Consider the following 13,537-nt stretch of genomic DNA (forward strand, 5'->3'; position numbering starts at 1 on the left):
GGGGGACCAGAGAACCCTTTGGAAAGGGTTCTCTGGACTCTCCCAAACTTTTTGTGTGCCTTCGGCAGGGGCGTGCGGACGCGGGGAGACATGCGGGTTGGGAGGAGGCGGAAGGGCGGAGATGGTTGGCGCAGGGATTACCCGGGGGTGGGCAGGCGGGACCCGTCTTGACGGTTTTGCGGCGTTGGTAGAGGACGGCGGAACGGTCCTTTTTAGCGGGTTATTCCCTTCTTAAAAAATAAACCCCGCGATTTCGGGCAGAAAAAACGGCGTGCTTTCTCTCGTGAAGAAGCACGCCGTCCGGTCCGTTTTTTCTGCCCGAAATCGCACACCGGCACGGCGGAAGGCGTCCCTTGCCAAGCCTTCCGCCGCCGCACGCCCCCGAGCGCAAGCGAGGCGATGGGGGTCCAAGGGGCTTTGCTCCCTGGCGGGTGCAGGGCAGCGCCCTGCCCGTCGGAGACGCCGCCCGGCGAGGGCCCGCCGGAGGCATCCCCCGCAGGATTTTCCATCCCCAACGCCGCTCCTCTACTTCGCCGTCTCCTTGCCGCCGTACAGCGCGTAATAGCCGCTGGGCACGACGACCAGGGTGAACAGGGTCGATGCCACCAGGCCGAAGATGAGGGCCCAGGCGAGGCCGGAGAAGATGGGGTCGAGGGTGATGGGCCAGGCGCCGAGGGCGGTGGTCAGGGCGGTGAGCACGATGGGTCGCATGCGCACGGCGCCGGACCGGACGATGGCCTCCTTGAGGGGTTTGCCGTCCTTGACCTCGGACTGGATGAACTCGATGAGCACGAGCGAGTTGCGGATGACGATGCCGCCCAGCGCGATCATGCCGATCATGGAGGTGGCGGTGAAGAAGACCGGGTCGCCGAACCCGCCGACCGTGGTGCCCGCGATAAGGTTGAGCAGCCAGAAGCCGGGCAGGATGCCGAGCAGGGTGAGCGGGATGGCGGACATGATCAGGGTGGGCATGATGAAGGAGCCGGTCTGTCCCACGAGCAGGATGAAGATGCCGACGAGGGCGGCGGCGAAGGCCAGGCCGAGGTCGCGGAACACGTCGAGGGTGATCTTCCATTCGCCCTCGCCCGCCCACTGGGTGGTCAGGCCGGGTTGCAGGGGGTCTTTCCCGAGCATGGACTGGAGGTCCAGGACGGCTTCTCCGGGCGGGATGCCCGCGGTTTCGGCGTAGACGTAGGCCACGCGCTGGAGGTTCTTGTGATAGATGGGCTGTTCGGCCGGGACCTGGCGGAAGGAGCCGAGTTCGGCCAGGGGGACCATGGCCCCGGAGGCGGTCTTCATGCGCAGTTCGCCGAGGGTGTCGGGGCCGGTGCGCAACCCCACGGGCAGGACCAGGCGCACGGGCAGGGGCTGGCGCTCGTTGGGCAGGTGCACGTTGGCCGGGGTGGAGCCGGACAGGGCCAGGCGCAGGGTCTCGACCACGTCGGCGGTGGTCACGCCGTGCAGCGCGGCCTTTTCCTTGTCCAGGACGAAGTCGTACATGGTCCGGTCGGTCTCGGAGGAGTCGTCCAGGTCCACCAGGCCGGGCAGGGTCCCCATGGTTTTTTCCACGTGGCGCGCGCCCTGGATCAGGGAGCGGTAGTCCATGCCGGGCGTGCCGTAGATCTCGGCCGTGAGTGTGGCGATGACCGGCGGGCCGGGCGGGGTTTCGACGAGCTTCATGCGCACGTGGTTCCTGTCGGCGATGGCCTGGAGATCATTGCGCAACCGCAGGCCGATGGCGTGGGACTGCATGGAACGCTCGGACTTGTCCTTCAGGTTGACGCGGATGTCCGCGAGGTTGGGCTGTTCGCGCCAGTAGTAGTGGCGGACCATGCCGTTGAAGTCCATGGGCGAGGGCTGGCCCGAGTAGGTCACGAAGTCGGTCACCTCGGGCACGGTGCGAAGATACGCCTCGAAGTCGCGCACGGCCCGGTCGGTCCGCTCCAGGGTGGTCCCTTCGGGCATGTCCACGAGGATCTGGAACTCGTTCTTGTTGTCGAAGGGCAGCATCTTGAGGGGCACCAACCGCATGAGCACGAGGGCCCCGCACAGGCCGAGCCCGGCCAGGATGCCGAACAGGAGCAGCCAGCGGTTGCGCGTTTTGTTCAGGAACGGGGTGATGATCGCGCCGTACCAGCGCTGGAGCCGAGTGCCTTTTTGGGCGGCCCCGTCCGAGACGGGGGCGGTCTTGAACTTGCGGTTGCGCAGCAGCAGGTAGGCCATCCACGGGACCACAGTCAGGGCGGCCACTGTGGAGAAGGACACGGTCAGGGGCACGTTGGCGGCCATGGGGGCCATGTACGGGCCCATCATGCCGGTGATGAAGAAGAGCGGCGCAAAGGAGACGATGATGGCCAGGGTGGACAGGATGACCGGGGGCAGGACCTCCTTCACGGCGGCCAGGGTGGCCTCGAGCGGGTCGCGCAGCCCCATGCGGATGTGCCGCTGGATGTTGTCCACGTTGGTGATGGGGTCGTCCACCACCAGCCCCAGGGAGAGAATCAGGGCGAACAGGGTCACGCGGTTGATGGTGTAGCCCATGAGATAGTTGACGAACAGGGCGAGCGAGAAGCTCATGGGCACGGCCAGGGCGACCACCAGGGCCTCGCGCCAGCCCAGGGTGAAGGCGAGCAGGGCGATGACCGTGACGATGGCGAAGAGCAGGGAGGAGAGCAGGTCGTTGACCTTGGCGTGGGCCGTGGCCCCGTAGTCGCGGGTCACGGTCAGGGTCACGCCCTCGGGCAGGACGTCGCGTTCGAGCTCATGGGCGCGATTGATGACCGCTTCGGCCACGCCCACGGCGTTGACGCCCTTTTTCTTGGACAGCCCGATGGTCACGGCGGGCCGGGACACGTCCTCGGGCTTCTTGCCCCGCTCGGTCATGTACAGGTCGGAAAAGCCGATGCGCGAATAGCTGGCCGGTTCTGCCGGACCGTCGATGATGTCGGCCACGTCGCGCAGGTACACGGGCTTGTCGTCGAACACGCCGACCACCAGGGAGGCGGCGTCCTCGGCGGACAGCAGGAAGGATTCGCTGACCACCGGGGTGTCCCTGTCCCCGGCCATGAAGTGCCCGGCGGCCAGGGAGCTGTCCGCGCCCCTGAGGGCCTTGGCGATCTCCTGGGGCGAGACGTGGAACCCGGCCATGCGGTCCGGGTGCAACTCCACGCGCACCTCGCGCGAGCGGCCCGAATACAGGCGCACGCGCGAGACGTCCTCGACCTCGGCCAGCCGGTGGAACAGCTCCTCGGCCATGCGCCGCAGGTCGAAGTCCGTGTACCGGCCCGCGTGGTCGTGGTCGGCGTGCAGGGTCAGGGTGACGATGGGCACGTCGTCGATCTCCACCGGCTTGACCACCCAGCCCGAGACCACGGACGGGACCAGGTCCTGGTTCTTCATGATGGTGTTGTACAGCTTGATGAGCGAGTCCTCGCGGTTCTCGCCCACATAGAAGCGCACGGTCACGGCGGTCTGGTCCTTGCTCGACGTGGAGTAGACGTACTCCACCCCGTCGATCTGCCAGAGCAGCCGCTCCAGCGGCGTGGTCACGAGCTTCTCCACCTCCTCGGCGGAGGCGCCCGGCACCTGGACCATGACGTCGGCCATGGGGACCACGATCTGCGGCTCCTCCTCGCGCGGGGTGACCAGGATGGCGGCCACGCCCACCAGGAGCGAGGCCAGGGCCAGGATGATGGACATCTGCGAGGTCAGGAAATAGCGGACAAAGGACGGCAGCGCGCCCCGGACCCTGGATTGATCGGGCTGCATCAGCGGGCTCCCTCCGTGGTCAGCCCCACGGTCTCGCCGCCGGACAGGCCGGACAGGATCTCGACCTTGCCGCCCACGGTCTCGCCCGTGCGCACGTAGACCGGATGCCAGGTTTCGCCGCTCCGGACCATGACGGTCTCGAGCTGGCCCACGCGGCGGACCGCGTCCTTCGGCACCAGCACGGTCTCGCGCTCGCCCAGCGGCACCAGGAGCCGCCCGAACATGCCGGGATACAGGCCGGGCCGCTCGGGCAGCCGGACCTTGACCAGGAAGGAGCGGGTCACGGGATCGGCCAGGGGCTCGATCTCCTGGACCACGCCGGCCAGCGGCTCCTTGTCGTTCAGGGCGGTGATGATCACGGACAGGGAGTCGCCGAGCTTGATGCGCCCGATGAGCGCCTCGCGGACCATGGCCTCAAGATGCATGGACCCGCCCGTGTGCAGGGTCAAAAGTTCCTTGTTGGGAAAGGCCAGGTCGCCCGGCTCCACCAGCCGCCTGGCCACCTCGCCCGGCTCCTGGGCCATGATGGTCGTGTACCCGAGGTCGATGTCGGCCTCCTGGACCACCTTGTCCGCCTCGCGCGCCTGGGCCTCGGCCCCGGCCACGCCCTGCTCGGCCCGGCTTAACGCCGCCTTGGCCTGCAAATAGGCGGACTCGGCCTTCTCCACTTCCTCGGCCGTGACCACCTTCTGCTCGAAAAGCTGGCTCATGCGCCGATACGTGGACTCGGACTTGGTGTACGCGGCCTTGGCCGAGGCCAGCCCGTCGCGCGCCTGGGCCACCTGGCTGCGGGCCGAAAACAACGCCTGCTTGGACCGCTCCAGCCGGGTCTGGGACGCGCGGCTGTCCAACACCACCAGCCTGTCGCCCTTGGCCACACGGTCGCCGGGCCGGACCAGCACCTCGAGCACCCGACCCGTGACCTGGGCCTCCACCCGGACGTCGGTCTTGGCCTGGACCGTGCCCACGGCGTCGAACAGACGCGGCAACACCGCCCGCTCGGCCACGACCGTGGCCCCGGGCTCGTACCCCGCACCCTTCTTGACCACCACCGGCGCGTCCTGCCCGCAGGCAGCCAGCACCGTCGCAAACAGAACGACCGACAATATGTTCATGATTATTTTTCGCATGCCCAACCCCATAGCACACAACCCCCCGCCCCCGCCACGGTCAAGATAGGGGAATGCCTCCGGCGGCCCCTTCCGGGGGAGAGCCCTCGCCGGGCGGCGTCTCCGACGGGCAGGGCGCTGCCCTGCACCCGCCAGGGAGCAAAGCCCCCTGGACCCCCATCGCCTCGCTGCGCTCGGGGGGCGTGCGGCGGCGGAAGGCTTGGCGCGGGACGCCTTCCGCCGTACCGGTGTGCGATTTCGAGCAGAAAAAACAGACCGGACGGTGTGCTTCTTCACGAGAGAAAGCACGCCGTTTTTTCTGCCCGAAATCGCGGGGTTTTATTTTTTAAGAAGGGAATAACCCGCTAAAAAGGACCGTTCCGCCGTCCTCTACCAACGCCGCAAAACCGTTTTGACGGGTTCCGCCCCCCCGCCTGCGGCGTTGGGCAACCGGCGCGAACCCTTCGGGACACCGCCTTGCCGCCGCCCGCCGATCTCCCCGCCAACCATCTCCACCCTTCCGCCCCCTCCCATCCCGCACGCCCCTGCCGAAGGCACACAAAAAGTTTGGGAGAGTCCAGAGAACCCTTTCCAAAGGGTTCTTTGGCCGCCGGAGGCGCCCGCCCGGCGAGGGCCCGCCGGAGGCATCCCCGCTCGCCGGTCGGCCGATCCCGCCATCCGAACTTCCGATGGCGGGACCGGGCGGGGCGCTTTTCAGGCGGGCGGATTTCGGGTACTCACCAAACCATGCCGGAACTACCTGAAGTGGAAGTAATTGCGCGCGGGCTGGACGCGTCGGTGACGGGCCGGACCATCGAGTCGGTGGAGGTGCCTGGCCTGACGCGTTTGAGCGAGCCCGAGGAGACCCTGGTGCCCAAGGTGCTGGGGCGGACGATCACGCACGTGCGGCGGCGGGCCAAGGTGTTGCTGGTGGAGCTGGACAACGGGTCCACGCTGGCCTTTCATCTGAAGATGACCGGGCGCGTGGTGCACGGGCCGAAGCGCGCGGCGCAGCGGCACGACCGGATCCTGTTTCATCTGGACGACGGGTCCATGTTGTATTTCGCGGACATGCGCAAGTTCGGGTATGTGCGGTGTTTTGCGGCGGACGAGCTGGATTGCTGGGATTTCCTGTGCAAGGCCGGCCCCGAGCCGTTGGAGACCGCGCCCGAGGCGCTGGCCGAGCGGGTGACCGGGCGCAACTGCGCGATCAAGGCGCTGCTGCTCAACCAGTCGGTGGTGGCGGGCGTGGGCAACATCTATGCGGACGAGTCCCTGTTCCGGGCGGGCATCAACCCCGAGACCCGGGGCAGCCGGGTGGGCCGGGACCGGGCGGTCAGGCTGTTCACGGCATTGCAGGCGGTGCTGCGGCAGGCCATTGCCGAGAACGGGAGCTCCATCTCGGACTATGTCAACGCGCACGGCGACGCCGGGGCGTTCCAGAACAGCTTCAACGTGTACGGCCGCAAGGGCGAGCCGTGCCGGGCCTGCGGCGAGACGCTCAGGGCCGTGACCGTGGCGGGCAGGACCTCCACCTTCTGCCCCAGATGCCAGCGCAGGCGCTGAGGTCGAACCGCAACGGTCCGCGAAAGAGGGTTGCGGTCGGCCGGGTTCGGCGGCGCGGGTGGAGCGATCAGTGGTGCATCGGCGGATCGGGACCGTCCCGGGCTGTGGATAAAACAGGCAGTCATTCCGGTGGATAAGACAATTTTCTATACTTTCTCTAGAGTTTACCCTGTGCAGGAATTCGAACGGCGGCGAAACGAAATCGGACGGTGGACCGAGTGAGCGATCACGGCAGGCGCATAGCCCGGAACGCGGCGGTGGTGGCGGGAGCCACCCTGGTCTCGCGCATATTGGGGTTCGTCAGGGACATCATCGTGGCCTTCGCCCTGGGCGCGGGGCTGTTCGCGGACGCCTTTTTCGTGGCCTTCCGCATCCCGAACCTGCTGCGGCGGCTGTTCGGCGAGGGCTCGCTGACCATGGCCTTCATCCCCATCTATTCCCGGCTGCTGGAGGAGGAGGGGGAGGCGGCGGCCCAGGCCATGGCCCGGTCCGCCATGGCCTGGCTGGCCGTGGTGCTCGTGGCCATCACCGTGGTGGTGGAGCTGCTGGCGCGCCCGCTGACCATGGCCATCGCGCCGGGATTCCTGGACAACCTGGAGCAGTTCGCGGTCACCGTGGACCTGGTGCGCATCTGCTTCCCCTATGTGGTGCTCATCTGCGGGGTGGCCCTGTGCATGGGCATCCTCAACTCGCGCAACCATTTCCTGGCCCCGGCCCTGGCCCCGGTGGCCCTGAACCTGGCCCTCATAGGCGCGGCCCTGTTCGGCTGGTTCGCGGGGTTCAACGTGGCCTACTGCATGGCCTACGGCGTGCTCGTCGGCGGCGCGGCCCAGTGGCTGCTGCAACAGCCCTTCCTGCGCCGCACCGGGTTCTCCTGGCGCGGACCGTGGTCCTGGCGCAACCAGGGCGTGGCGCGCATGGGCATGCTCATGCTGCCCACGGTCTTCGGCGCGGCCGTGTACCAGCTGAACATCGTGCTCGGCACCCTGCTGGCCTCGTTCCTGCCGGTGGGGTCCGTGTCCTATCTGTATTACGCGGACCGGCTGGTCCAGTTCCCGCTGGGGGTGTTCGGCATCGCCATCAGCACGGCGGCCCTGCCGTCCCTGTCCAGGCTGGCGGCCAAGGGCGAGATGGAGGAGTACGACGAGGCGTTGTCCGCGTCGCTCGGGCTGACCCTGTTCATCAGCCTGCCGGCGGCGGCCGGGCTCATCGGCCTGGCCGGGCCGGTCATCGGCCTGCTCTTCGAGCGCGGGGCGTTCACGCCCGAGGCGGTGACCGCCACGGCCAACGCCCTGGTGGCCTACTCCGCGGGGCTGCCGTTCATCGCCCTGTCGCGGCCCCTGGTGGCCGGGTTCTACGCCCTGGAGGACACGCGCACCCCGGTCAAGATCGCGGTCCTCTGCCTGGCGGCCAACATCGGGTTGGGCGTGCTGCTCATGCAGTTCCTGGCCCACGTGGGGCTGGCCCTGGCCGTGAGCGCCTCCTCCCTGCTGAACTTCGCGCTGCTCTATGTCCTGCTGGCCCGCAAGCGCGGCACGTCGCCCATGCCGCTCGGCGCGGCCCTGCGCATCCTGCTGCTGTCCGCGCTCATCGGCGGGGGCGCCTACCTCAGCGCGAGCTGGCACCCGTGGTGGGTCCTGCTCATCCCGGTCTGGGTGGCGGTCTACATGTTCCTGGCCCTGACCCTCGGTCTGAAGGAGGCCCGCCTGTTCGCGGACATGTTCCGCTCCCGGATGCGGCGCAAGCTCGCGGGGACCCGATGAGCCCCGTGGACAGCCGGGCGATCCTCGAGCGGCGCGCCTATTTCCCGCGCGGCCTGGTCCAGCCCGGGGGCGGCTACCGCTTCTCCCTGGACTCCCTGCTCCTGGCCGCCTTCGCCAACGTCACGCGCGGCCAGACCGGCCTGGACCTGGGCTGCGGCTGCGGGGTGGTGGCCCTGGGACTGCTCCTTCGTCAGCCAGGACTGCGCCTCGCCGGGGTGGAGCTGAACCCGCTGTCCGTCAGGGCCGCCGAGGAAAACGCGGCCAGCCTGCACTTTTCCGACAAGTTATCGATAATCCAGGGCGACGTGGCCGACTGGCAGCCCGACGGGGTGGTGGATTTCGTGGTGGCCAACCCACCCTACCGCAAGCTCGGCAAGGGGCGGCCAAGCGCGGACGAGGAACGGAGGGCCGCCCGGTTCGAAGCGACCGGGACCTTCGCCGCCTTTGCCCGGTGCGCGGCCCTGGCCCTGAAGACGCGGGGCCGGTTCACCTTCGTGCACCTGCCCGAGCGGCTGGCCGAACTCCTGGCCGACCTGGCCGGGGCCGGGCTGACCCCCAAGCGGATGCGCCTGGTCCACGGCAAGCCGGACCAGGAGGCGCGCATGATCCTGGTGGAGGCGGTCAAGGCGGCCGCCCAGGGGTTGCGGGTGGAGCCGCCCCTGATCCTGCATGAAGGGGAGGGCAAGGGGACCCGCCTGAGCGGCCAGGCCCTCGAATTCTGCCCGTTCCTGGCCTGCAACCCCAAAGAAGGTGAGTAGATGGCGAACGATTTCGTGAAAAACCGGCTCCTGGAGCTGTTCGGCGACCGGAAATTCCTGTGCGCGGAGTCCGTGCTCCAGGTCGTGGCCGAGGCCGGGGGCCGGGAATGCCGGGACGCGGTCCGCGCGGCCACGGGCTTTTGCAGCGGCGTGTCGCGCTCGCGCGGCCAGTGCGGGGCCGTGTCCGGGGCGATCATGGGCCTGGGGCTGTACGCCGGGCGCGGCGAGCCGGGCGAGGACCACGAGTCCTGCTACGCCCTGGTCCAGGAGCTGCTCTCGCGGTTCGAGGACCGCTACGGGTCCACCAACTGCTTCGAGCTGATCCAGTGCGACTTCGCCGACCCGGACGACCAGGCGCGCTACCGCCGGGAGAACCTGCGCCTGGAGTGCTACCGCATGGCCGTGTTCGCGGCCGAGACCGCCCTTTCCATTCTCCGGGAACACGGCTACCTTCCGGACGAGGCCGACTTCGTCAAATCGAGGCTGGCCCCGTGCGGTCTGGTCTGCGGCACCTGCGCGGCCTTTGCCCATGGTCCCATACAACGGGCCGCCGGGGAGCTGCGCGACCGGCTCGGGCCGAACTTCGCGGCCTACGCCGAGCGGTTCGCGGCCATGAACCCGGCCTTTGCCGGATACCCGGACTTCGCCGCGCTGCTCGACTTCCTGGCCGAGGGGTCGTGCACCGGGTGCCGGGAGCAGGGCTGCCTGTTCCAGGCCTGCAAGGTGGCCGACTGCGCCGGGGCGCACGGCGTGGACTACTGTTTCCAGTGCGCGAGCTTCCCCTGCGACGAACACGGCCTGCCGGACCGGCTGGCCGCCATCTGGCGGAAGAACAACGAGCGGATGCGCGAGAGCGGCCCGGCGGCATGGTATCGGAAACTCAAGGATAAGCCGAGATATCCATAAGCAATGATTACCAAGATCACTATCGATAACTTCATGGCCCACGAGCACACCGAGCTGACGCTCGGGCCGGGCGTGACCATCCTGACCGGCGCGAACAACACCGGCAAGTCCGCCGTGGTCGAGGCCTTGCGCTGCCTGGCCACCAACCCGGCGCGCAGCCCCAACCCGGCCCTGTACATCCGCCACGGGGCCAAGGAGGCGCGCGTGGAGGTGGAGGTGGACGACGGCACGCGCGTGGCCTGGGTGCGCACCAAGCGCTGGGCCAAGTACGAGCTGTGGACGCCGGGGGCCGAGGAGCCCGAGGAGTACCACAAGCTCCAGGGGCGCGTGCCCGAGGACGTGGCCAGGGCCCTGCGCCTGGACCAGGTGGAGCTCGAGACGCGCCGGGAGGCCGTGGACGTGCACCTCGGCAACCAGCGCGACCCGGTCTTCCTGCTCAACCAGCCCGACTCGGTCATGGCCGAATTTTTCGCCGCCTCCACGGAATCCGCCCACCTGCTGGCCATGCAGAACGCCCTCAAGATGCGCGTGCGCGACGCCAAACGCGAGGAGCGCGACCTGGCCGACCAGGCCGGACGCGCGGCCGGGGACCTGGACCGCCTCGCCGCCCTGCCGGACATCGCCCTGCGCATGGAAATGGCCGAGACCCTGGAGGCCGACGCCGTGCGGTTGGAACAGCAGATTCCGGCCCTGGAAACGGCCCTGGCCGAATACCGCAACCTGACCCGCGCCCTGACCCGCGAACAGGCGGCAGGCGAGGCCCTCAAGGGGACCCAGCCCCCGCCGCCGGTCCTGGACGTGGCCCGCCTGAAGCGGCACATCGCGGCCATGGAAGCGGTCAACGCCGACCTGGGCCGGGCCGAACGCACCGCCGGACCCCTGGCCGGGCTCCATGCCCCGTCGCCCCTGGCCGACGCCGCGCCCCTGCGCCGCCTGCTCGACGAGCTCGCCGCCACCCGCAACGGGTTGCGCCGGGACACGGACCAGCTGACGGTCCTGGCCCGGCTGGCCGGTCCGCCCGCCCCGGCCGAGACCGCCCGGCTGACCCGCACGGTGGACGAGCTGCTCATCCTGCGCGCCCGGTCCGCCCGGCTGGCCCGCTTGGAGACCACCTTGGAGAAGGTTGCGGAACCGCCCCGGCCAGAGCCCCTGGGCGGGCTGACCGATATGGTCACGCAACTCGCCGGACTGACGACACAAATTTTCAAGCGACAGGCCGAACTGGACGGTCTGGACGCGGACTTGCGGTCCGTTGTGGACGGACTGGACGAGCGCATCCGCGCCATCGGCTGCTGCCCGGTCTGCGGCGGCGACCTGACCACCGACTCCTTCCTGGACCACGGGTGCCGCCATGGCGCTTGAGCACATCCGCGCCAACGGCCTGTTCCTGGTGGCCGACCCGCACCTGGCCGACAACCCGCCGGGCCAGCGGCTGGAAGGGTACCTGGACCAGATTCTGGCCAAGCTCACCGCCTGCCTGAACCGGGCCGACGAGCTGGGCATGGCCTTCGTCCTGCTCGGCGACCTGTTCCACTGGCCGCGCGACAACTCCAACCGCATGCTCGTGGAGCTGATTCGCCTGTTCGGCGGCCGCACCGGCGACAAAACCGTGTTCGCCCTGGTGGGCAACCACGACAAGTACCAGTCGCGCTTCACCGACGACGTGTCCCTGGCCGTGCTCGAAAGCGCGGGCGTGGTCCGGCTCATGAAGGAGGAGGGCCCGCAGTTCGTCCTGGACACCCCGGACGGCCCGGCCCTGGTCTGCGCCAGCCCGGACGGCGCGCCCCTGCCCGCCCGCCACGACCATGCGGAAGGCGACCCGGACACGGTCATCTGGCTGACCCACCACAACATCCGCTTCCCGGAGTTCATCGAGCGGGCCTACTCCATCAAGGAGCTGCCCGGCATCGACTGGCTGATCAACGGCCACATCCACCGCCCCCAGCCAACCGTGACCAAGGGCCAAACCACCTGGGCCAACCCCGGCAACATCACCCGGCTGACCTTCTCCCGCCGGTCCATGGTCCGTCAGCCCGCCGCCGCCGTCTGGACGCCCGGCTGCGCCGAGCTTGAACCGTGGGTGGTCCCGCACCTGCCCTTCGACCAGGTCTTCCCGGACCAGGAACTCCCGCCCGAGGAGCAGGAGACCGAAGGCGAATCCAATTTCATCAAGGGTCTGGAACGGCTCGCCTGGCAACGCACCCACGAGGGCACGGGCCTCAGGCAGTTCCTGACCGAAAACCTGAGCAGCGAAACCCCGGAAGGCAAACTCATCTGGGAACTCTACGAGGAGGTCATACACGGTGAATAACAACCCCAACCAAACAGGGACGAACCGCGACGCCCAGGTGGAACAGGAGCTGGACGCCCTGCGCCGCCAATACGAACAGCTGCGCGACCGCAAGGTGCGCACCGAAGAGGCCGTGGCCCAGCTGACCCACCAGCTCGAAACCCTCAAGACCCAGGCCGAGGCCGAGTACGGGACCAGCGACCTCAAGGAACTGCAACGGCTTCTCGAAGAGAAACGGCAGCAAAACGAGGAAGTTGTGGCTAAGTACCGCGAACATATCCAACAGGTGCGGGCCGACCTCGCCCAGGTGGAAAACGCGGTGGAGGGCGACTAGATGGCCCCGGCCAACGAACTGGACGAACTGCGCCGCGAACGCCGCCGGGCCGAGGGCAGGCTGCACCGCCTGTCCGCCCTGGGCGAGCAGTGGCACGCCGAGCACGGCCGCGTACGCCGCAAGCTCGCCGAGGTGCGCGCGTTCCTGGACCTCGCCCCCAGGGCGAGCGACACCCTCGAGGAGCTGTCCACCGCCCTGTTCGGCCGCATCCTCGACGAGGTGGAGGCCAACCTGACCCACGCCATCCGCGAGATCCTGGGCCAGGACCGGGTGGTCGTCACCGAGCGCGAGGTCAAGAACAACCGTCTCCAAATCCACTTTCTCATCCGCAACCAGGGCCGCGAGGACGAGGTCGAGGACATCATGACCGGCCAGGGCGGCTCGGTCTGCAACATCCTGTCCGTGGGCCTTCGGCTCATCGCCCTGTCCCAGCTGCCCGAGGCCGCCCACCGCCCCTTCCTCGTGCTCGACGAACAGGACTGCTGGCTCAAGCCCGGCCTGATCCCCAAATTCATGAAGCTCATTCAGGAGATCGCCGCCCGCCTGGACATCCAGCTCCTGGTCATCAGCCACCACCCCCTCGACCTCTTCGCCGGGTCCGCCGACCGCATCTACGCCCTCACCCCGGACCGCGAGCACGGCGCAACCGTCAAACAGGTCAAATAACCCGCCCCGCCCCGTAAATCCGGCCCCTCCACACCGGATTTCGCCCCCCGACCCCTGGACAAAGCCGCCGGGATGCTTACTTCTATAGTGCCAAAGATGGCCATAAGGGATTTGCCCGCAAGGGATCGGCCCCATGACATATATGGCAGGAACCGTAACGGAGGGTGATGTGGATTGATCCTCGCAAAAACCATAAAACAGCGAACCGAGTCGCGCTCCCGCAAAGCATAGTGTGCGCATGGACCCCCGAGGCAATCAACGCCAGGGACCACCGGGTAATCCGGCCAGCGCACTTTTTTTGTGCCCTTTTTCCAGTGACGCGGACGGCTGGCGGGGCTGGATGGGAGGAGCGGGGAATGCCTCCGGCGGCCCCTTCG

General features: G+C 68.4%; 10 protein-coding genes. 8 read left to right on the top strand and 2 right to left on the bottom strand.

Annotated features, from left to right (window positions below):
- Positions 1 to 525: 525 nt before the first annotated feature.
- Both DND132_RS10700 and DND132_RS10705 read right to left on the bottom strand, forming a co-directional pair.
- Complete coding sequence (locus DND132_RS10700; protein WP_014322759.1) at positions 526 to 3,768, bottom strand: efflux RND transporter permease subunit; 3,243 nt, start codon at positions 3,766 to 3,768, stop codon at positions 526 to 528.
- Positions 3,768 to 4,883: an efflux RND transporter periplasmic adaptor subunit gene (locus DND132_RS10705; RefSeq protein ID WP_238528162.1), complete on the bottom strand. Its 1,116-nt coding sequence runs from the start codon at positions 4,881 to 4,883 to the stop codon at positions 3,768 to 3,770. The genes DND132_RS10700 and DND132_RS10705 overlap by 1 nt, the downstream gene beginning before the upstream one ends.
- A gap of 741 nt (positions 4,884 to 5,624) precedes the next feature.
- On the opposite strand from DND132_RS10705, the gene mutM reads away from it, so the two are divergent.
- The 8 genes from mutM (at position 5,625) to DND132_RS10745 (ending at position 13,160) form a co-directional block, all read left to right on the top strand.
- On the top strand, positions 5,625 to 6,443 hold the full coding sequence (gene mutM, locus DND132_RS10710) for a bifunctional DNA-formamidopyrimidine glycosylase/DNA-(apurinic or apyrimidinic site) lyase (protein WP_014322761.1): 819 nt from the start codon (positions 5,625 to 5,627) through the stop codon (positions 6,441 to 6,443).
- Positions 6,444 to 6,661: 218 nt separating this feature from the next.
- A complete protein-coding gene (murJ, locus tag DND132_RS10715; RefSeq protein WP_014322762.1) occupies positions 6,662 to 8,206 on the top strand; it encodes a murein biosynthesis integral membrane protein MurJ in 1,545 nt (514 codons plus the stop codon).
- Complete coding sequence (locus DND132_RS18860) at positions 8,203 to 8,964, top strand: tRNA1(Val) (adenine(37)-N6)-methyltransferase (protein WP_014322763.1); 762 nt, start codon at positions 8,203 to 8,205, stop codon at positions 8,962 to 8,964. Before murJ ends, DND132_RS18860 begins: the two co-directional genes overlap by 4 nt.
- Positions 8,965 to 9,870, top strand: a complete 906-nt coding sequence (locus DND132_RS18030; RefSeq protein WP_014322764.1) for a C-GCAxxG-C-C family (seleno)protein — start codon at positions 8,965 to 8,967, stop codon at positions 9,868 to 9,870.
- Positions 9,871 to 9,873: 3 nt separating this feature from the next.
- Complete coding sequence (locus DND132_RS10730) at positions 9,874 to 11,232, top strand: AAA family ATPase (protein ID WP_014322765.1); 1,359 nt, start codon at positions 9,874 to 9,876, stop codon at positions 11,230 to 11,232.
- Positions 11,222 to 12,181: a metallophosphoesterase family protein gene (locus tag DND132_RS10735; RefSeq protein WP_014322766.1), complete on the top strand. Its 960-nt coding sequence runs from the start codon at positions 11,222 to 11,224 to the stop codon at positions 12,179 to 12,181. The genes DND132_RS10730 and DND132_RS10735 overlap by 11 nt, the downstream gene beginning before the upstream one ends.
- On the top strand, positions 12,174 to 12,494 hold the full coding sequence (locus tag DND132_RS10740) for a hypothetical protein (RefSeq protein WP_014322767.1): 321 nt from the start codon (positions 12,174 to 12,176) through the stop codon (positions 12,492 to 12,494). The genes DND132_RS10735 and DND132_RS10740 overlap by 8 nt, the downstream gene beginning before the upstream one ends.
- Entirely contained in the window at positions 12,495 to 13,160 is a 666-nt protein-coding gene (locus tag DND132_RS10745) for a hypothetical protein (protein ID WP_014322768.1), read from the top strand.
- The last annotated feature ends 377 nt before the right edge of the window (positions 13,161 to 13,537 follow it).

The organism is Pseudodesulfovibrio mercurii, assembly GCF_000189295.2.
Lineage (GTDB): Bacteria > Desulfobacterota > Desulfovibrionia > Desulfovibrionales > Desulfovibrionaceae > Pseudodesulfovibrio > Pseudodesulfovibrio mercurii.